The sequence below is a fragment of the Rhodococcus huquni genome (assembly GCF_055231055.1).
Genome location: NZ_JBUYWE010000003.1, coordinates 546663 through 566663, shown reverse-complemented (window position 1 = coordinate 566663; position 20001 = coordinate 546663). Strand labels below are relative to the sequence as shown.

Genomic DNA, 20001 nt, shown 5'->3' with positions numbered 1-20001 from the left:
CACACCGGAATCGACCATGGCGAAGAAACTATCGCGCGCCTCGTCCAGCTTCGACGCACATCCCGTCATCGCACATCACCCACACCTGATCAGGAGCCGTGGTGCATCGACCGGTTGACCCCGCCTCAGCTGAACCGGTGTGACATTGGTCAGGGGTAGTGGGTCAGGAAAAAGTGCTGGCGAAATTGTCGAGGGGGTTCGAATCCAGCGGGGTCACTGTTGCGAACGACACGAATCCGCACTCGCTGTAGTACGACTCGGACGCTCCGGCGTCGATCTTCGCGAACGACTGCTGAGCGGCCGGGCCCAGACTGCGGACGGTGACCTCGACGTTCTCGGCGGCCTCCTCCCCGTTGTTCGTGACCGTGACCTGACACTTGCCCATTTGCGGGCCACCGCTGTCGGGTCCGTTGATCTGGATTGCCAGATCAGCGCCGCCTCCACCGCCGAGGGACGAGTTTCCGTCAGGCTCGGCTGATGCCGCGCCGGCGCCGGCGAGGACGAATGCTCCTGTCCCGATGATGACCGCTGCGTTTCGGATGATGCGCACTGCTTCTCCTTCTCGTTGTGGTCGTTCTCCGGATCCTGCAACAGGTAGATCGCGGCCCCGCAGGAAACCGTTAACTTTCCGCACGAACAGAGGACCCCCGGCTGACCGATGTCACACCGGTTCGCGTCAGCTGAACCGGTGTGACATCGGTCAGGGGGTGCGAGGGAATTCGGAAGGTGTAACAGGTTCCAGTTTTGCTCTCGACGGTCTATCGTGGCGGTGACTCAGAACACAGCCCGTGCGCGCAGTGAGGACACCGAATGACCGACGAGTACGCAGACCTCCACCGTCCCGCTTACCCAGCGGACCTTCTCGTCGCGGCTCTCGAACGGAATCTGGACAAGCCGGCGCTGTATCTCGGTGACGTGGTGCTGACCGGGGCGCAGATGCGCGACCAGATCAGTGGATTTGCGCAGGCCCTGGCATCTCTCGGGGTGGGGGTTGGCTCGAGCACCGCGATGCTGTCGAAGAATCGACCCGAGGTGCTGATCAGCATGGGGGCGACCATGATCTCCGGTTGCAGAGCGAGCGCACTCAATCCGATGGGTTCTCTCGACGATCACCAGTACATCGTCGGAGATGCCGAGATCGAGACTCTGATCTTCGATCCGCGGTTTTTCGAAGAACGCGCAGCCGCCCTCTCGGCCGCGTCGCCGTCCTTGAAGAACGTGTTGTCGTTGGGGCCCTCTGAAGTGGGTACCGACATCCTCGCTCTGGCGGCGACGTTCGAACCGGGACCGCTGCGCACCGCCGACGTCGGTCCCGAGGACGCGAGCAGCATGGTCTACACCGGCGGGACCACCGGCAAGCCCAAGGGAGTGATGGGTTCGTACCGCTCGGGTGCGGCACTCAACCAGATCCAGATGGCGGAATGGCAGTGGCCGGATCAGCCACGCTTCCTCGTCTGTACGCCGCTCTCCCACGCGGGTGCCGCCTTCTTCGTCCCCACGCTGCTGCGCGGCGGCGCACTCGTCGTGCTTCCGGCATTCGAGCCGGGCGCAGTGCTCGAGGCGATCGAGAAGTACAAGATTTCGGCGACCATGCTGGTGCCCACCATGATCTACATGCTGCTCGACCATCCGGACCTGGCGACGCGTGACGTCTCGAGTCTCGACACCCTCTTCTACGGTGCGTCCGCGATGTCGCCGGCGCGGTTGAAGGAAGGGATCGAGAAGCTCGGCCAGGTCTTCTTCCAGTTCTACGGGCAGACCGAATGCGGGATGACCATCTCGGTTCTCCGCAAGGAAGAGCACCTCGCCGACGATCCGGAACGCCTCGCCACCTGCGGTCGGCCGGTGCCGTGGCTCGACGTGAAACTCCTCGACGACGACCTCCACGAAGTACCTCAGGGCGAGCTCGGCGAGATCTGTGTGCGTGGACCTCTGATCATGAAGGGGTACTGGAACAAGCCGGAAGAGACCGCCGAGGCATTTCGCGGCGGCTGGCTGCACACGGGCGACGTCGCACGCCGCGACCGCGACGGCTTCATGACCATCGTGGACCGCAAGAAGGACATGATCGTCACCGGCGGCTTCAACGTGTTCCCTCGGGAGATCGAGGACGCGATCTCCTCCCATCCGGCGGTCGGCTCGGTCGCCGTGGTCGGTGTACCGGACGAAAAGTGGGGCGAAGCGGTGAAGGCTTGCGTCGTGTTGCGCTCCGGCCAGACCGTGGATGCGGAAGAACTCGTCGAGCGGGTACGGGTGGCGAAGGGTTCCGTGCACGCACCCAAGTCGGTGGACTTCGTCGAAGAACTGCCCTTGACACCGCTGGGAAAGCTGGACAAGAAGACGCTGCGCGCCCGCTATCGGGAGGGCGCGACCGCGTAGGGTCCACCCATGACTGCCGGTAGCGACGCGGCCCCGGATCGAGAAGACGCGCCTTCGAGAGGGCGCCGGCTCGGACGGGCCGCTGCGCTCTCCGTCGCCGCAGTTCTCGCCCTCTACACCCTCGCGGCGCAGTTGCTCGCGATCGTTCCGAGCGAATGGGTCGGGTGGGCGCTGCGAGTTCTGCCGGTGCAGATGGGCATCGTCATGATCGGCACCGTGCGCGACGTGCTCGGTGTGTACAACGTGTTGATCGCACTCGTCGGTCTTGCCCTTGCCGTGGTGGCCCTTCGTGCTTCGCCGCGGAAGCGAGGGTCGGCGACCGCAGTTGCCGGAGCGAGTGCGGTGGGACTTGTGTGCACAGCGGTGACGACCACGGTGCTCGCCACCGCCGTGAACGGGTACGGAGTGTCGCCCCTTCTACCCGCGATTCCGCTCGCTGGGGAACGTGGGGCGCCGGACGACACGGTGACGTTCGGCAGTGCGGACGGCGTCGATCTCGGCGCAGACCTCTACTTTCCTGCCGACGACGTGCCAGGCCCGCACCCGGTGGTGGTTGCGATCCACGGAGGAGGATTCTCGGCGGGCAGCAAAGGCCCGAACGCCTACAACCGGTTCCTCGCGGACAACGGATACGCGGTGGTGGACATCGACTACCGACTCGCTACCTCGGACTTCCACAACTGGGACACCCAGGTCGGGGACGTCGGCTGCGCACTCACGTGGCTCACGGCGAACGCCGACGAGTACGGGTTCGACGTCGACAGAGTGGCGACGTTCGGTGCGTCGTCGGGCGGCAATCTTGCTGTCAATGCCGCATACATGGCCGCCGAAGGAACTTTGAAACCGACGTGCGGCGACGCTCGCGACCTGCCTACGGTTCGCGCTGTCGCAGCGGCGTACCCGGCGGTGGATCTCGCCGCGCTGCAGGAGGACTCCAAGTACGGCGAGCAGATCGGGGATCTCTATATCGGCGGTCCGCCCCAGGAATTTCCCGAACGCTATCGCGCATCCGGTTCGATGGAACACATCAGCGAGCAGTCGCCGCCCACCCTGATCTGGCAGGGTAGTCGTGACCACATCGTCTTTCCGGGACCCGTCCGGGAGTTCACCGACGAACTGACCAGGCGTGGGGTCCCCAACGAATTCGTCGAGCTACCCGGAATGGAGCACGGCGCCGGGGACTCGTCGGCCGCGGTGACGTACGGGACGGCCACCGCTCGCGCCCAGATGCTCGCCTGGTTCGACGAGCATCTGGGCTGAAGAAGCTACTTGGTGGCGCCGGCCCAGGTGTCCGGACCGAACACCTCGTAGTGGATGTTCTCGGCCGGCACGTTGCGTTCGATCAGCGACTGCTTGAGCGACAACATGAATGGCAGCGGCCCGCACAGGTAGGCGCGCGTATTCGGATCGAGAGCGATCTCCGAGAGATCCGCATGACCCTCGCGTGCCGACCCCAGGTGGTCACGCGTCCCGAGATCCTCGTACCACTGGTGAACCTCGGCGGAGGGGATGCGATCGACCAGCTGCTTCAGCTCGATGCGGTGCGCGTGATGCGCAGCCGATCGGTCTGCGTGGAGCACGGCAACCTTGCGTGCATCGTTGGTCTCGGCGAGGTGGTCGAGAATGCCGATCATCGGGGTGCACCCGATACCGGCGGACGCGAGCAGGACCGGGCTACCGTCGTCGATGAGCACCAAATCACCGAAAGGCAAGCTCACGGTGAGTTCGTCACCCTCGAAAATGTTCTCGTACAGGTGGTTCGACACCTCGCCGGCGGGCTCGCGCACGCCGAGGGCGTCGGACTTCTCGGCGATCCGCTTGATCGTCACACGCCAGTCGCCACGAGAAGGGGCGGACGAGAGGCTGTACTGGCGGATCTGACGGGCACCGTCGGGGAGCGTGACGGCCACGGATACGTACTGGCCCGGCGAGAACGACGGCAGCGGCTGTCCGTCCGGGGACGTGAGAACGAAAGACACCGAGTCGGCGGACTGGTAGATCCGCTGGCCCACGTTCACCGTCCGCCACACGTCGCCGGCCTTGACGCCCGCCTGCTCGTACAGGCCCGCCTCCATGGAGATGAGCGTGTTGGCCATCAGCCAGTACACCTCGTCCCAGGCTGCTGCGACGTCGGCCGTCACTGCCTCGCCGAGCACCTCGACGATGGCTTCGAACAGGTACTTGTGCACGATCCAGTACGCGTCGGGTTCCACACCCAGGGAGGCGTGCTTGTTCGCGATGCGGGACAGGATCGCGTCGACCTTCGCCTGGTCGGGCTCGAGTTGCAGAGTGGCGAAAGCGGCGATGGAACCGGCGAGCGCCTTCTGCTGCTCGCCCTGCTTCTGGTTTCCGCGGTTGAACAGGTCGCGCTCGAGCTCGGGATGAGCGGCGAACAGCTTGCTGTAGAAGAGCGGCGTGATGTCGCCGATCGCACCTCCGACCGCGGGGAGCGTCGCCTCGATCACTTCTCTGGACTTGTCCGACAGCACAGTGGTTCTCCGTTCGTTCGCAGAATGGTCAGAGTCGCTGAGCGTCGGACTCTCGGGCTGTGAGAGATGCTTCCGGCGTCAGCTTGGAGATGAGAGTTTCGAGTTGAGCGTGGGCAAGCTCGGCGTAGTTGCGCATCTCGTCGATGTCGGGCCCGGGTGGGGCGGTCCGCTCGTCGGCGGCCGGGGTGGTCGGCTTCTCGGTGGCCGCACTGTTGCCGTTGTTGCGGCTCTCTTCTGCGCGAGCTCCGAGTTCTCGTGCGTTGAACAGGATCTCCTGGAACTGTCGGCGAGCGCTCGTGACGAGTTCCTGCGCGTAGCGGTCGGCTTCCGCGATCGTCTGATCGGCGGACGCCTGCGCCTGGCTCAGCAGATTCACCGCGCGCGGGTCGACACCACCACCGCCGTTACCCTGTGCGGCCTCGCGAAGGTGCTGTACCTGACGGCGAGCATCGTCGCGCTCACGCCGCACCGCGACGAGCTCTGCGGATGCGCCCGGGCCGGGGCCCTGCGCGGCACCTTGCGCATTTCGAGCGAGCCGACCCTCGAGGTCCCGGACCCGTTGCCGCAGTTCAGCAACCACTCGGCTATCGGCGTCCGTCGGCCGGTCGCGGGCCGACGCCTGCGCTCCGTCGAGGGTGAGTGCGACCTCGTCCAGGAAGTCGTCGACCTCGGCCATGTCGTAGCCCTGCTTGAGCCTCGATGCGTGCGAGAACACGGCATTGCGAACGTTTTCGGCACTTAACGCCACGTGAGTACCTCGGTTGGTTGGGGTGCGCTGGCGGAGTTCGGCGAAAAGTCCTCGTGACGGATCGCCTCGGGATCGAGACCCGTTCGAACGAGCTCGTCGACAGTGTGACGAACCATTCCTTCGGAGCCGCACACCAGGGCGGTATAGCCCTCCCACCAGTACATCTCGGCGGCAACGGTCCCGACGAGTCCGCGGTGTCCGGTGTAGGTCGGGTCGTCGGACACCACCGGAATGTAGGTGAACCACGGGCGACTGTTCATGTGGGTCAGGTAGGCGTGGTCGTACAGATTCGGCCGGTAACGGACCCCGTGGAACAGCAGGACGTTGGGGGCGCCGCCGGACGTTCCCCAACGGTTGTCGAGTTCCTCGACGACGGCACGGAGTGGTGCGAGCCCGGTACCACCCGCGACCATCAGCAGATTCCCGCTGTGGTCGGGGTCGAGAGTGAGCCGCTTTCCTATCGGCGCTCCGAGTCGGATCCGGTCGCCTGGGCGCATGTTTCGTGCCAGCTCCGGGCTGACCTGGCCACCGGGAACGATCTCCACGTGGAACTCGATGGTGCGATCGTCACGTGGTGCGTTCGCAGGACTGAAGTACCGCCACGTACGCGGCCGCTGGGGGACTTCCAGAGCCATCGACTGGCCGGCCTCGAACGGGAGCGGATGGTCGGTGCGCACTTCGAGGAGTGTGATGTCGAGACTGTGCCGTTTCACGGCGGTGACCTCGGCGTCCCACCAGGGCGGCGAGGTCGGTTCGGATGCCCTCGCCGCGGCGAGCATTATCTCGGCGACAGCGGCGTACGCGGCGTTCCACTCCGCGGCGAGGGTCGGAGTCCACGCGGGGCCGAGAAAGTGGGCGAGAGTGGCGAGGAGCGATGCGCCTGCGGCCGGGTAATGCGTTGCGATGACCCCGAACCTGCGGTGTTCGCGACCCAGCTGTTCGAGATAGGAAGAATCGGTCGGCAAATTGTCCACGTCGGCGATGATTCGTCCCAGCGCACTGAAGAACCGATCGCGCTGCGTAGCCATCGAGAGCGGAAACATATCCCGCACCTCGGGGTGAGAAATGAACAGGTGCGAGTAGAAGTATTGACTGGCCGAGTCGCCCACCTTGACGACCTCGGCCCAACTTTCCTGCAGCGCTGCGCTGTTCATGTGGCGCCTAGGGGCATTGCTCGTGCCTTTCACTCTCGCGGCACTGTCGGCGCCGCCCCGAGAGTTAATCGGTAACGCTGTCCGTTCGCAAGTTGTGTAATTTCCGGACACTCACCATTTGCTTTGAGCCACAACACAGCAACAATCTCGCAGTCGGATTCCGGGGACGTCCCTCAGTACGGATCGGACAGGATGTTCTCCGGCGGGGTGCCCGTTGCGTGCAGACGGTCGAGAGTCGCGCGGACCATGGCCGCGGAACCGCACACGAGCACCTGGTGGTCGGTGAAGGCACCGTACGACGTCACCACGTCGGGCAGAGTTCCCTCGATCAGATCGTCGACTCCGAAGCCGATGTCGGAGCGGACGTGCTCGTACCACCTGTCCTCCCACTCCGGGTCGTACACCGACTCGACCACCGGGACGACCGTGAGCCAGGGAAGATCCTGGAGCAGTAGATACAGCATGTCCGAGGCATACAGATCGCGTGGCGTGCGGTCGCCGACGAAGAGGAACACCTTCGGTGGGTACTCTCGCTGCGCCAGATCCAGCAGGATCGACCGGAAGGGTGCCAATCCGGTTCCGCCGGCGATCATGACGACATCGCGATCACTGTCGTCCACGGACATGGCGCCGCGGGGATCCATGATCTGCCAGGTGTCGCCGGGTGCAGTGTCGTTGACGATCGCGCCGCTGACCCAGCCGCCGGGGACCGACCGAACGTGAAACTCGAGCTTGCCGTCCAGCGAAGGTGGCAGGGCAGGCGACAACCTGCGGAGCAAGCGGGGATTCTGCGGAACACTCACGTCCACGTACTGACCGGGCCGGAACGGGATGGTGTCACCGACGAGGCGCACCACCGCAAGATCGTGACGCAGGCGGTGATGCTCGACCACCGTGGCCGTCCAGGTGGACTCCATTGCTGTTTACTCCCGACTGTCGAACTGGGCGAGGGCGGTCACACGAGTGGATCGTGACTGATCAGGTCGACCGGGGTGCCGCCGCCCTGCAGCGCGTACACGGTGGTCTTGATCATCGCCGGAGACCCGGAAATCTGAATCTGACGATCGGCCCACGAGCCGAACTGCGCGACGACTCTGCCCAACTGGCCGCTCAGTCGCTGGTGCAGGCCGGACGGGGCGTGTTGTTCTCGGGCGACGTGCCACCACGGGTTCTCGTCCTCTTCGGAGACGGGGACCACGGTCAGCCAGGGATTGCTGAGCGAGAGTTGCCACAGTGTCTCGAGGTCGTACAGATCGCACGGGAACCTGCCGCCGACGAAGAAGTGGACGCGCGGATTCTGCGAGCGCATCGCCATCTCCATGACCTGCGCGCGCAGGGGCGCGATACCCGTCCCCGAGCCGATCATCAGGACGTCGCGGTCGGAGGTGCGATCCACTTCCAGGCCGCCGAGTGGCGAGCTGAGCAGCCAGCGATCACCCACCTGCGTTTCGGACACGATGCCAGGACTGACCCAGCCGCCCGACACCCGGCGAACGTGAAACTCGAGCTGCCCGTGCGGATTGGACGGGATGGCCGGAGACAGGTACCGCCACAGGCGTGGACGCTGGGGAACCTGAACGCTGAGGTACTGGCCGGCGCCGTAGGGAATCGGTGTGTCGCACTCGAGGCGCACCACCGCCAGATCGTCGAGCTTGCGTTCGTGGCTGACGACGGTGGCGCCCCACACCGCGGGAACGTCGTCGTTGTCCGCGGCCTCTGCCATGGTCTCGGCCATCAGCCCTGCGAGTTCTTGCCACGCGAAAGTGAGGGAGGGCGTCCAGATCGCCTCGGTGAAGGCCCGCTGGACGGCGACCACGAGGGGATTCGCGATGGCGCGATAGTGATGACCCTCGACGCCGAATTTGCGGTGGTCGCGGCCCAGTTGAGCGAGGAAGGATTCCATCCGCTCCGCATCGTCGAGGTTCGTGACGACGAATTCGATTGCCCTGAAGAACCGGTCGCCCTGCCCGTCCATCGAGGCCGGGAAAAGCGATCGGTAGTGCGGATTCTCGGCGAAGAGGGTCCCGTAGAAGTTCGTGGACAGCAGTCCGGGTCCGTGTGGAGTGGACCGAATCGAGGTGAAACTGGCACGCAGCCGCGAGATGGTCGCCTCGTCCAATACCCGGGTCAATCCGTGCCCCCCTGTCATCGATCGTCCCTGTTCCTCGTCGTGGTCGTCCGGCAACTTCGTCGAACTCTCAGCATTCTATCCCGCATCGCCGGGAGGCTCGGCTCGTCGAATGCGTCGAATGTGTAGGGATCGCGGCTGCGGTCGGCGTCGACACTGGGAATTGCCACGACATCGGCCCCAGCTGTGGTGCCTGACGGAGTTTCCATGCAGTATGGACGCGCGCACATGCCAAGATGTGCGGGCAGTGATGCCCCGCGGGGAGGCGTCGGCATTGATCGGCTCGGGGTCGAGCCGACGGAATCTTCAGGGGGCTTCATGGTTTTCGGTGTGCGAGGTGGCGCGGCCAGGAGTAGGGCGAGGTCCGCCGCATGTGTGGCAGTGGTCGCGATCGCCGGTACGGCGTTCTGCGGGCCGGTGGCGAACGCGGATCCCAAGCCGGGGCTGGTTCCGGCGGCAGAGGTGAAGGACGCCGCCGAAAAGGCACCCAACGGGTCGACGTTGCGTGAGGTCGAGGAGCACTCCGACCGCCAGCTGAACCTGACGGTCCACTCCGCATCGATGGACAAGGACATCAAGGTGCGGGTCGTGCGCCCCGAGCCGGGGACCGCGAAGAAGGGCCCGCAGTCCACCGTCTACATGCTCGGCGGTGTCGAGGGAAATTCGGACAAGTACGGCTGGGAACAGATGACCGACGTGGAGGGTTTCTTCGCGGACAAGAACGTCAACCTGGTCATCCCGTTCGGTGGGGAGTCGAGCTACTACACCGACTGGCAGCGCGACGATCCGGAGCTCGGCCGAAACAAGTGGGAGACCTTCCTGACGAAGGAACTCCCACCGATCGTCGATTCCGCGTTCGAGACGACCGGCAAGAACGCCCTCATCGGCCTGTCGATGTCGACCACTTCGGTCCTCAATCTCGCAACTGCTGCACCCGACCTGTACGAGGGCGTCGGTGCCTACAGCGGGTGCGCGATGACGAGCGATCCGATCGCCCGACGCTTCGTCGAGATCACCGTCTCGGATTTCGGTGGCAATCCGGTGAACATGTGGGGTGGTCCGAACGACCCCATGTGGGTCCGGAACGATCCGTACGTGAACGCCGAGAAGCTGCGCGGTACGGCCTTGTACATCTCGTCGGGAACCGGCCTGCCCGGAGAATTCGACCGGATCGACGCCCCGAAGGTGGACGGGAATCAGAAGACCCTGGCAACCCGCGTGGTGGTGGGCGGCATGATCGAGGCCGTGACCAACGAGTGCACCACTCGGATGGCCGACAAGTTGAGCGACCTGGATATCCCCGCGACCGTGAATCTGCGTCCGAACGGCACCCACGTGTGGGAATACTGGCAACAGGACCTGCACGATTCGTGGCCGATGCTCGCGAGGTCGATCGAGCTCGGGTAGCGACCGAAAGTTTTCAAAGTTGAGCGGAACAGACTCAACCTTTCGGACGTTGAACGGATGTAAGGATCGTTCGGGTACATCGGTGCACGAACGAGGAGACGTTCGACAGCCAGGAGAGGTGACCAGTGGATTCGTTCAACCCGACCACCAAGACTCAGGCCGCGATGACCGCTGCGCTTCAATCGGCGTCGTCGTCCGGCAACCCCGACATCAGGCCCGCACATCTGCTCGCGGCCCTGCTCGACCAGACCGACGGCATTGCAGCGCCCCTGCTCAAAGCCGTCGGTGTCGATCCCACGACCGTCCACCGAGAAGCACAGACGCTCGTGGACAAGCTCCCCAAGACCAGTGGCGCCACCACCACGCCACAACTCGGTAGAGAGGCGCTCGCGGCACTGACTGCCGCCCAGCACCTCGCCACCGAACTCGACGACGAATACGTCTCGACCGAGCACCTCATGGTCGGTCTGTCCTCGGGAGAGTCGGACGTGTCCACTCTCCTCGCTCGCCACGGCGCGACACCGGACGCGCTGCGTGATGCATTCACCACCGTCCGAGGTAGCGCACGGGTCACGAGCCCTGATCCGGAAGGCACCTATCAGGCTCTCGAGAAGTACTCCACCGATCTCACTGCGGCGGCCAGGGGCGGCAAGCTCGATCCGGTGATCGGACGTGACAACGAAATCCGGCGGGTCGTGCAGGTGCTGAGCCGGCGGACCAAGAACAACCCCGTTCTGATCGGTGAACCGGGTGTCGGCAAGACGGCCATCGTGGAGGGCCTCGCGCAGCGCATCATCGCGGGCGACGTTCCCGAGTCGTTGCGCGGCAAGTCCGTGGTCTCACTCGACCTGGGTTCGATGGTTGCGGGTGCCAAGTATCGCGGCGAGTTCGAGGAACGGCTCAAGGCCGTCCTCGACGACATCAAGAACTCGGCCGGACAGGTCATCACGTTCATCGACGAGCTGCACACCATCGTGGGTGCCGGTGCGACCGGTGAATCGGCGATGGATGCCGGCAACATGATCAAGCCGATGCTCGCGCGTGGCGAACTTCGGCTGGTCGGCGCCACCACGCTCGAGGAGTACCGCAAGTACATCGAGAAGGATGCTGCGCTCGAACGCCGGTTCCAGCAGGTGCTCGTGGGCGAACCCACGGTGGAGGACACCGTCGGAATCCTGCGCGGACTCAAGGAGCGGTACGAGGTGCACCACGGTGTGCGCATCACCGACTCGGCGCTCGTGTCTGCGGCCACCCTCAGCGACCGCTACATCACCTCGCGGTTCCTTCCGGACAAGGCCATCGACCTCGTCGACGAGGCGGCCTCCCGGCTGCGAATGGAGATTGACTCGAGGCCGGAGGAAATCGACTCCGTGGAGCGGATCGTTCGCCGCCTCGAAATCGAGGAGATGGCGCTGCAGAAGGAGCAGGACGCCGCATCTCAGGACCGACTCGAGAAGCTGCGCCAGGAACTGGCCGACGAACGCGAGAAGCTGAGTCAGCTCACCACCAGGTGGCAGAACGAGAAGCAGGCGATCGACTCGGTCCGCGGGATCAAGGAACAGCTCGAGAACCTGCGCGGCGAATCCGATCGCGCCGAACGCGACGGTGACCTGGGCAAGGCCGCCGAACTGCGCTACGGCCGAATCCCGCAGCTGGAGAAGGAACTCGAACAGGCCGCAGAAGAATCGGGTGCGGCCTCCGACGGTGACGTGATGCTCAAGGAAGAGGTCGGACCGGACGATGTCGCCGATGTCGTCGCGGCCTGGACCGGTATCCCGGCCGGTCGAATGATGGAGGGCGAGACCGCCAAGCTGCTGCGCATGGAAGACGAACTCGGGCACCGAGTCGTCGGCCAGTTCGAGGCCGTGCAGGCGGTGTCGGACGCGGTGCGCCGGGCGCGTGCCGGTGTCGCCGACCCCAACCGGCCGACCGGATCCTTCCTGTTCCTCGGGCCGACCGGTGTCGGTAAGACGGAGCTCGCGAAGTCGCTCGCCGATTTCATGTTCGACGACGAGCGCGCCATGGTGCGCATCGACATGTCCGAGTACAGCGAGAAGCATTCGGTGGCGCGGCTCGTCGGTGCACCTCCCGGCTACGTCGGTTACGAGGCCGGCGGTCAGCTCACCGAAGCAGTACGTCGTCGTCCGTACACGGTGGTGCTGTTCGACGAGGTCGAGAAGGCGCACCCGGACGTGTTCGACATCCTGCTCGCCGTCCTCGACGAGGGGCGTTTGACGGACGGGCAAGGCCGCACGGTCGACTTCCGCAACACCGTCCTCATCCTGACCTCGAACCTCGGGGCCGGTGGCAGTCGCGAGCAGGTGATGGACGCGGTGCGGCACGCCTTCAAGCCGGAGTTCATCAACCGACTCGACGACGTGGTCGTGTTCGAGCCGTTGTCCGAGAAGCAGCTCGAGTCGATCGTCGACATCCAGCTCGGCCAACTCTCGAAGCGTTTGGCCGCGCGGCGCCTGACGCTCGACGTGTCGGAACCGGCGCGGGCATGGCTCGCGGCCCGCGGCTACGACCCGCTGTACGGCGCCCGTCCACTGCGCAGGCTCGTTCAGCAGGCCATCGGTGACCAACTGGCGAAGCTCCTGCTGGCCGGTGCGGTGAAGGACGGCGACACCGTGACGGTCGGGGTCGCCGAGGACGGTGAAGGTCTGGTGCTCGCCTAGTGCCGACGAGCATCCGGCGCCGACACATGATCGTCGGCGCCGGATACTCGCATTCGACCCAGGCCCTCGTTCACAGGGATGTCTTAACTATCGTCTCTACGCTGACAGCGGTGATCGTGCGTACCTACAGCCAGTAAGGGAGGGGAACCATGCCGAACCCCGACGATCCGCGCACTCCTCAGGAGCGTGCCTACGACCCCCGCGAGACGGGTGACGGTCGTACCGAGCAGTTCGAGCAGCCGACCGAACGTGTCGAGCAGCCGACGCAGAATCTCGGGCAGCCCACCCAGCAGTTCTCGACGTCGGATCCCACGCAGGCGTACGGACAGGCCTACAGCCAGGCGTATCCGACCCAGCAGTACCCGGACGGGCAGCAGTACAGCAACCAGACGCAGGCGTTCCCTGCCTACGATCCGCGCTTCGACCCGCAGTCCGCACCGCCCAACGCCACCCAGGCGTATCCGCCCTACGGCGGGCCCCCGCCGGGTGAGCCCCCGTACGGAGCGCACCAGCAGTCGCCTGACGAGGTCCCGCCGCCGGAGGACGAGAAGAAGGGCGGAATCGGCAAGTGGGTCATCCTCGCGGCTGCCGCGCTGTTCCTGATCGCCGTGGTGCTCTTCGGGATCTCGCTGACGAATTCGGGTGGCGACAATTCGTCCACCGCTGCGGCGCCGCCCACCACCTCGGAGCGGCAGGCTCCCACCACGACGCCGTCACCGTCCGAGAGCGAGGAGTCGACGGCTCCCGAAAGTTCTCCGTTGGAGGGAGTGCCGGGCGGTATCGGTGAGGCCCTCGGCGGCATGGGCACCACCTTGGGCACGGTCAGTGCCAACGAAGGCGGGACCCTCACGCTCGACGGAATCGGTGGGTCGACGGTCACTGTCAACACCACCCCCGACACGCGAGTGATCGGTCTGTCCGGTGGCACCGTCGCCGATGTGAAGCCGGGCGACCGGGTGATCGTGCAGGGCACCGAAGTCGAGAACGGCGCGACGACGGCGAACACGATTATCAACAGTGCTATCCCCGGAGCCGGCGGAAACTAGCCCCCCTACTCCTGACCAATGTCACACCGGTTCGCCTCAGGTGAACCGGTGTGACATTGGTCAGGGTTGCAGTGCGCCTGCGGCGGCGTGGCCCAGCAGCAGCTTGACGTAGTAGACCGGCGCGAACCACGGTGCCACCCGCGACGGCCCCATCAGGGCGTCGAGGGCGACACCACCACCGGTCAGTGCCGTCCCGAGCAGACGGCGACGCTGCGGGTACCGCCTGACCAGCACTGTCGAGACCATCAGGTATCCGTAGTGGAGGCCGGCCCAGATTGCGGGAGAAACGCGGCGCGGGCGATCGCGGTCCATCCATGCGATGGCCGCCGGATGGACGTGCATGGCGGCGAACACGAGGTGATCCGCCTCGGACTGTCCAGGGCGCTCGTACCAACGTGTGCAGGCCGAGGTGTTGTTCACCCAGGCGCCGCCCCACAGGTCGACGGCGAGCAGCCGGAGGACCAGACGTGGTCCAGGGGGTAGAGGGCGGTCGCTACACGCCGGCGCGGCCACGCCGCCGAGAACCGCCAGGCCGAGGGTGACAGTGTTGTCGAACGTGGTCGCCTCGGGGCCGACGAAATCCTGCCATGCCGCCCGAACGCGTGAGCGCAGCGGGATGGCACTCATCACGCGGTCCCGTTCCGGGCGGTCAGTCGTAGTTCCATCATCGGCAGCGCGGTGTGGCTCTCCGATATCGCGGCGCCCAGTGTGTCCTCGAGTGCCGGCTTCATCTTCTTCCACGCCCGCGGATGCTTTGCCGCGTACGCCGTGATGGCAGCGTCGGCCTCCTCCTGATCGAGTTGGCGAGCCGTGCCGGCCGCAGATCGGCGGAACGCAACCGACACCCGTATTCGAGGGTCGGCCCGAAGGTTGCGGAACCACTGGGCCTCGCGGCCGAAACCCGACACCACGATGTACGTGTCCGGCGTGGGGTGTCCCACGACCTCGAGCACCACCTGCCGTAGCGCGCCCGATTTTCGTCCGATGTGTTCGAGCATCAAGAGGCGGGAACCGAGAAGGAAACCCAGTCCGGCACGGTAGATCCAGATGGGTGCCCGCATCGCTCGGCGCGATCGGAGAAGGCGGGCAGCCCCGCGAGCGAGAGCATTGGATTCGGTCATGATCGGCCTCCCAAGCCGTGTCGGTGAATCTTCAGGACCTCGTTGCCCCAGCGCTCCATTCCGCTCGCCGACAACGGGTCGACCCCGATGACTTCCTGCAACCGCGTCCGAAGGAGAAGGACGGCGAGATCCGTGACGAGTAGGTATGCGGCGCGGATCTGTGGGTCTTCGCCGATCTCGGCGGTGCCGGCGTCTGCCATTCGGTCGAGTGCGCTGCGGCTGAGCTCGAACAGCCGACCGAACAGCGGTGAGCCCACCGGGCCGCCGGTGACGAGCATGCGTCCGAGGTATGCGGGTATCGGAGATTCGGGTGGCAGGTATCGGATCACCGCTTCTGCGAGCGACGCCGACGCGGAGTCGGCCGAAACGACCTGGTCGAGAATTCCCTCGAACGCGTTGGCCACGTGTTCGTCGACGGCGGTGCGTAAACCGTCCTTGGACTGGTAGTGGCGCACGACCAGTGCGGGCGACACACCTGCGGCCGCCGCGACGTCTCGGACGGTGACCGCATCGGGGCCACGGTCGCCGAACAGGGTCAGTGCGGCATCTCGGATCCGTGCCCGCGATGTTCGGTCGTCCGGTTGCTGTGAACGCATGTTTACTATAGTAAACGTTTGTTTAGCATCCGGCAATCTTCTCTACCGATCCAGCGGCGTCGGGTACGCCCGAGTGAGGCGAACCGCTAGGCTGAACATCGATGACGGGAATGTGGTTTCTACTCGCGCTGATTGCACTCGTCGGCGCATGTGCGCTGCTCTATTTCGATAGGTCGCGGCGAGATCAAACAGGTCGCGTTCGTCAGATCTGGGCCAGGGCGCAGGGCTACAAGTACACCGAGACCGAGCCGCAGCTCCCAGGGCAGTACCACCGCGCCGTGCTGGCCAAACAGGAATACCTCGATGCCGTGGACGTGGTGCGGGGGGAGCGTCGCGGCGAATCGTTCGTTCTGTTCGACCTCGAAGAAACCGCCACCATCGTCGCCGTGCGACGAGACGTGGGTTCCGATGTCGACATCGACCTGCGCCTCAAGTCCACACCGCCGCCGAAGGACTCCGATCTGGAGTTGCTCGGCGCGATGGGCCCTCGGGTGGTCTTCGCGACGGATCTCGAGATTGCTCGCCGGGTATGCGATCAGCGCATGGTCGCGTTCACCGAGTCCGTTCCTCCGCACGTCAACATGCTGTGGAGCGAGGGGCCGTGGACCTTGGGTTCACTGCCCATCGGCAGTTCCGGTCGCGAATGGGATTCGGCGATCGAGACGGTGGCCCGGCTCTCCGGCATCCTGCACGTTCTGCCGCCCACCATCGGTCGTGGCAATGTCGATCGTGACCATCACGATCCAGGCCGTCCGCACCCACACGACGACCGCCCCGCTCGCGGTCGTCCGGTCGTCGCTCAGGCAGTCGGGGGACGCAAGCCCACCGGTCGTCCGCCGCTGCCCGGTCGCCCCGGCGAAGGTCGCAGGTAGAGGGTGACGGGAATCGACAGTCGGCCGGTCGCGCTCGTCACCGGGCCCACGTCCGGACTCGGTGCGGGGTTCGCCCGCAAATTCGCCTCGCTGGGCTACGACCTCGTGCTCGTGGCCCGCGACGAAGCTCGGATGCATGAGCTCGCCCTGGATCTGAAGTCCACATTCGGAACCGATTCGCAGGTGCTTGCGGCCGATCTGGCCACCGAAGACGGTCGCCAGGCAGTGTCCGAGCGGCTGAGCAACGGTGTGGACGTTCTCGTCAACAACGCCGGATTCGGTACGTCGGGAGAGTTCTGGACCGCGGACCCGAAACTGCTGCAATCGCAACTCGACGTCAACGTCACCGCGGTCATGCAACTCACCCGCGCCGCACTTCCCTCGATGGTGGCGGCCGCGAACGGCACGGTCATCAACGTGGCGAGCGTCGCCGGCATCCTGCCCGGTCGCGGTTCCACATACTCGGCGAGCAAGGCCTACGTCATCTCCTTCACTCAGGGACTCTCCGGCGGCCTGGCGGGCACCGGGGTGCGAGTGCAGGCGCTCTGTCCGGGATTCGTCCGCACCGAATTCCACGAGCGCGCGGGCATCGAGATGAGCTCCATGCCCGACCTCATGTGGCTCGACGTGGAGCAGGTGGTGTCCGCGTCGTTGTCGGATCTGCGGTCCGGCACGGTGGTGAGCATTCCCGGTCTCCAATACAAGGTGCTGACGACGGTCGGCCGACTGGTTCCGCAGGGCCTCGTGAGGCGCCTGACCAACGTGGTCGGCCGGGGGCGTGGCAGAACCTGACAGTCGGTAGGCTGGGCGCTCATGAGCGATCGCGAGAAACTGGCGGAACTGGTACGCGAACTGGCCGTGGTGCACGGCCGAGTGACGCTGTCGTCGGGTAAAGAAGCCGACTACTACGTCGATCTGCGGCGTGCCACCCTGCACAACGAGGCCGGGCCGCTCATCGGCACACTGATCCGTGAGCTGGTGTCGGACTGGGATTTCGACGCGGTCGGCGGCCTCACGATGGGCGCCGATCCGGTTGCCCTCGCGGTGATGCACGCGCCCGGACGCCCGATCGACTCCTTCGTCGTTCGCAAGGAAGCGAAGGCCCACGGGATGCAACGGCAGATCGAAGGCCCGGATGTCACCGGCAAGCGGGTTCTGGTGGTCGAAGACACCACCACCACCGGCAATTCACCACTCACGGCAGTGAAGGCGCTTCGCGATGCCGGTGCGACCGTGGTGGGTGTCGCCACCGTCGTGGATCGGGCGACCGGTGCAGACGCAGTGATCGCAGCCGAGGGCGTCGAGTACCGGTCGTTGCTGGGATTGTCGGACCTCGGTCTCGACTGAAGCGTCAGGCTGCTTCTGCCCGCATCGGGTCGGCGTGGCTCAGTGTGAGCGCCGCGACGACGATGCCGACAACGACACCGATGATCGTGTCCGCCACGCGGTCGAATGCGACATCGGGTGAGATGTCGGCGCCGATGGCCACGATGAGTACGGTCCCCGCTCCCAGCACCATGGACGTCACGGCGTACTGCCGGGGTGCCCATAGCTCGGCGAGAGTCTGAAGGACGGCGATCCCGATCACCAGGTGCCAGTAGTGCGGTCCTGCCGCCAGGATGGCGATGGCCAACAGCGCGCCCGCAAGATTGCCGATCACGCGCTGGATGCCCCGCTCCACCGTGTGCGAGAAGCTCAGGCCCTGTAGCGCGGCCACTGCGCCGAACATCGCCCACATCGGATGCTCGAGGTTCAGTCCGACCGCCGCGAAACTCGCGATGGCGGCGGCCACGCCCGTGCGGACTGCCGACGCGATCATGGCGGGCGACGTCCACCGTTCACGCGCGGTGCGCCACAGCGGGCGCGGCGCCTCCACATGCGGACGGCGGGTCTCGGCGAGTTCGTAGGCAGGGATGTCGCAGTTGCGGCGGACCTTGCGGAGTTCCCGCTCGTGACGGGTGACGGAAGCGATCCGGCTACTTGCCCCTGCGTCGATCCATTCGTCGACTGCCGCGTCCGCTTCGACGAGGACAGCCGTGAGCGCTTTCCCGTGCTGGGACGTCGGGTTGCTGAGCTCGATCGTCGAGTGTGCGTGGGCGAGTGCGCCGCGAGCAGTGACGACTGCGTCTCGGCGCGCGGCGGCATCACCGGGTTCGTCGAGCTTCTCGATTCGTGCGACGGCCGCGAGGGCTCGTGCGACGGCGAGGCGGGCCGCCCCCATCGGATGCAGGATGCGCGGGGCGAGGGCAGCGACCAGGCCGAGGGCCGCGCCGGCAGCGGCGGCAGCGGTAACGACCGGAACGTCTGCGAGTGTGTTGCTCGGCCCGGCCGCGGCACTCGCGCCGAGCAGGATCACCACCGGGCCGGGCCCGGTGATTTCGAAGGCCGCGAACACATGTATCGCGAGGCCGGCGCACACGGAGAAGATCAGAAGTTGCGTCGTGGTCGGAACATTCGTCGCACTCATCAACGATCCGAGAAACACGAAGGTCACCGACGTGACGCCGTAGATCATCAGACGCGGGGCGATCAGTGGCATCGGCTGGTGGCGGCAGAATGCTGCGGTGATCGCGCCGAGACCCGCGACCGCGCCGAGCATGGGGTGGCCGAGCAGTCCACCCACGATCAGTGCGAGGGCCACTCCGAGTCCGACCCGCAGGGCGGGACCGACCGTGGCGTCGGCGGACCGAATGTGCATGGCCTCGCGCCAGGCGCGCCGGGAAACCGAGTGTGACAATGCCCCGCGTGTATGCCGGAAATGGTCCGTTGCGGCGTTCAGCGTGGTCGAGGGCATTCCCATAGTTTACAGGTAGTTCACCAGTAAAGTAATACGAGAGGCTGTGAGATCAGTCGCTAGGGTGAGTGCATGAGTTCGCTGCCCGGCCCCGACGAGGACCACGTCGATCGGATGCGTCGTGAATGGGCGAGTGCGCGCCCTGATCTCGACACCGAGCCGATCGAGGTGATGGCGCGCATAACCCGCATCGCGACGAGGGCGCTACATCAGCTCGACCGGGCGCTCGAGCCCCGAGGGGTATCGCGCGCAGAATTCGATCTGCTGTGTGTCCTGGCCCGCAACGATCGTCCACTGCGCACCAGCGAGGTCACCGCGGTCACGATGCTGAGCGGCGCGTCCACGACAAAACAGGTCGACCGGCTGGTTCGGGCCGGCCTCGTCCAGCGCCGGGCGTTCGAGCGTGACGGGCGAGTCGTACTCCTGGACCTCACCGAGGCCGGCCGCGAGTTGGTGGACGAGGAACTTCCGGATCGCATCGGTCGAGACGCCCGGTTCCTGGACGGCCTCGACGACGACGAACGCAAGACGCTCGCCGCCCTGCTTCGACGCATCTCGGTGAACGTCGAAGCAGGGGAGCGGCACTAGC

At 65.7% G+C, this 20001-nt stretch carries 19 protein-coding genes; 9 read left to right on the top strand and 10 right to left on the bottom strand.

What is annotated here, in order from left to right; genetic code table 11:
* Positions 1–163: 163 nt before the first annotated feature.
* Positions 164–550, bottom strand: coding sequence for a hypothetical protein (locus ACZI8R_RS09220; RefSeq protein ID WP_463379266.1), 387 nt, complete (start codon positions 548–550; stop codon positions 164–166).
* Positions 551–810: 260 nt separating this feature from the next.
* On the opposite strand from ACZI8R_RS09220, the gene ACZI8R_RS09215 reads away from it, so the two are divergent.
* Together ACZI8R_RS09215 and ACZI8R_RS09210 are read left to right on the top strand one after the other, a co-directional pair.
* Positions 811–2379, top strand: a complete 1569-nt coding sequence (locus ACZI8R_RS09215) for an AMP-binding protein (RefSeq protein WP_463379265.1) — start codon at positions 811–813, stop codon at positions 2377–2379.
* A 9-nt stretch (positions 2380–2388) separates the two neighbouring features.
* Positions 2389–3639: an alpha/beta hydrolase fold domain-containing protein gene (locus tag ACZI8R_RS09210; protein WP_463379264.1), complete on the top strand. Its 1251-nt coding sequence runs from the start codon at positions 2389–2391 to the stop codon at positions 3637–3639.
* Between the two features lie 5 nt (positions 3640–3644).
* On the opposite strand, the gene ACZI8R_RS09205 is transcribed toward ACZI8R_RS09210, so the two are convergent.
* The 5 genes from ACZI8R_RS09205 to ACZI8R_RS09185 form a co-directional block, all read right to left on the bottom strand.
* The gene (locus tag ACZI8R_RS09205) at positions 3645–4868 is read right to left on the bottom strand and encodes a globin domain-containing protein (protein ID WP_463379263.1); all 1224 of its coding nucleotides are present in this window, start codon (positions 4866–4868) and stop codon (positions 3645–3647) included.
* Positions 4869–4896: 28 nt separating this feature from the next.
* Positions 4897–5616, bottom strand: a complete 720-nt coding sequence (locus ACZI8R_RS09200; RefSeq protein ID WP_463379262.1) for a DivIVA domain-containing protein — start codon at positions 5614–5616, stop codon at positions 4897–4899.
* Positions 5607–6770: a globin domain-containing protein gene (locus ACZI8R_RS09195; RefSeq protein ID WP_463379261.1), complete on the bottom strand. Its 1164-nt coding sequence runs from the start codon at positions 6768–6770 to the stop codon at positions 5607–5609. The genes ACZI8R_RS09200 and ACZI8R_RS09195 overlap by 10 nt, the downstream gene beginning before the upstream one ends.
* Before the next feature lie 173 nt (positions 6771–6943).
* Positions 6944–7687 carry an FAD-binding oxidoreductase gene (locus tag ACZI8R_RS09190; protein WP_463379260.1) on the bottom strand — a complete coding sequence of 248 codons (744 nt, stop codon included), beginning with the start codon at positions 7685–7687 and terminating at the stop codon, positions 6944–6946.
* A 38-nt stretch (positions 7688–7725) separates the two neighbouring features.
* Entirely contained in the window at positions 7726–8919 is a 1194-nt protein-coding gene (locus ACZI8R_RS09185) for a globin domain-containing protein (protein WP_463379259.1), read from the bottom strand.
* A gap of 297 nt (positions 8920–9216) precedes the next feature.
* On the opposite strand from ACZI8R_RS09185, the gene ACZI8R_RS09180 reads away from it, so the two are divergent.
* From ACZI8R_RS09180 to ACZI8R_RS09170, 3 genes are all read left to right on the top strand, one after another.
* Positions 9217–10305, top strand: coding sequence for an alpha/beta hydrolase (locus ACZI8R_RS09180; protein ID WP_463379258.1), 1089 nt, complete (start codon positions 9217–9219; stop codon positions 10303–10305).
* A 125-nt stretch (positions 10306–10430) separates the two neighbouring features.
* Positions 10431–12983, top strand: coding sequence for an ATP-dependent chaperone ClpB (gene clpB, locus ACZI8R_RS09175; protein WP_463379257.1), 2553 nt, complete (start codon positions 10431–10433; stop codon positions 12981–12983).
* A 149-nt stretch (positions 12984–13132) separates the two neighbouring features.
* On the top strand, positions 13133–14029 hold the full coding sequence (locus ACZI8R_RS09170) for a hypothetical protein (RefSeq protein ID WP_463379256.1): 897 nt from the start codon (positions 13133–13135) through the stop codon (positions 14027–14029).
* A gap of 60 nt (positions 14030–14089) precedes the next feature.
* On the opposite strand, the gene ACZI8R_RS09165 is transcribed toward ACZI8R_RS09170, so the two are convergent.
* Genes ACZI8R_RS09165 through ACZI8R_RS09155 form a run of 3 tightly spaced genes read right to left on the bottom strand, consistent with a single transcriptional unit; the run spans position 14090 to position 15746 of the window.
* Positions 14090–14656: a hypothetical protein gene (locus ACZI8R_RS09165; RefSeq protein WP_463379255.1), complete on the bottom strand. Its 567-nt coding sequence runs from the start codon at positions 14654–14656 to the stop codon at positions 14090–14092.
* A complete protein-coding gene (locus tag ACZI8R_RS09160; protein WP_463379254.1) occupies positions 14656–15150 on the bottom strand; it encodes a nitroreductase family deazaflavin-dependent oxidoreductase in 495 nt (164 codons plus the stop codon). Before ACZI8R_RS09160 ends, ACZI8R_RS09165 begins: the two co-directional genes overlap by 1 nt.
* Positions 15147–15746 (bottom strand): TetR/AcrR family transcriptional regulator, encoded by a 600-nt coding sequence (locus tag ACZI8R_RS09155; protein WP_463379253.1) that lies wholly within the window; start codon positions 15744–15746, stop codon positions 15147–15149. The genes ACZI8R_RS09160 and ACZI8R_RS09155 overlap by 4 nt, the downstream gene beginning before the upstream one ends.
* 110 nt (positions 15747–15856) lie before the next feature.
* Here ACZI8R_RS09155 and ACZI8R_RS09150 point away from each other — a divergent pair, with 110 nt between their 5' ends.
* Genes ACZI8R_RS09150 through pyrE form a run of 3 tightly spaced genes read left to right on the top strand, consistent with a single transcriptional unit; the run spans position 15857 to position 17965 of the window.
* Positions 15857–16618 (top strand): type III secretion system chaperone family protein, encoded by a 762-nt coding sequence (locus tag ACZI8R_RS09150; RefSeq protein ID WP_463379302.1) that lies wholly within the window; start codon positions 15857–15859, stop codon positions 16616–16618.
* Between the two features lie 3 nt (positions 16619–16621).
* Complete coding sequence (locus ACZI8R_RS09145) at positions 16622–17410, top strand: SDR family NAD(P)-dependent oxidoreductase (protein WP_463379252.1); 789 nt, start codon at positions 16622–16624, stop codon at positions 17408–17410.
* Between the two features lie 21 nt (positions 17411–17431).
* A complete protein-coding gene (gene pyrE, locus ACZI8R_RS09140; protein WP_463379251.1) occupies positions 17432–17965 on the top strand; it encodes an orotate phosphoribosyltransferase in 534 nt (177 codons plus the stop codon).
* Between the two features lie 4 nt (positions 17966–17969).
* Here pyrE and ACZI8R_RS09135 read toward each other — a convergent pair whose 3' ends face one another.
* Positions 17970–19412 carry an FUSC family protein gene (locus tag ACZI8R_RS09135; protein WP_463379250.1) on the bottom strand — a complete coding sequence of 481 codons (1443 nt, stop codon included), beginning with the start codon at positions 19410–19412 and terminating at the stop codon, positions 17970–17972.
* Between the two features lie 72 nt (positions 19413–19484).
* Between ACZI8R_RS09135 and ACZI8R_RS09130 the strand changes: the two genes are divergently transcribed.
* Entirely contained in the window at positions 19485–20000 is a 516-nt protein-coding gene (locus ACZI8R_RS09130) for a MarR family winged helix-turn-helix transcriptional regulator (RefSeq protein WP_463379249.1), read from the top strand.
* Position 20001 lies beyond the last annotated feature (1 nt).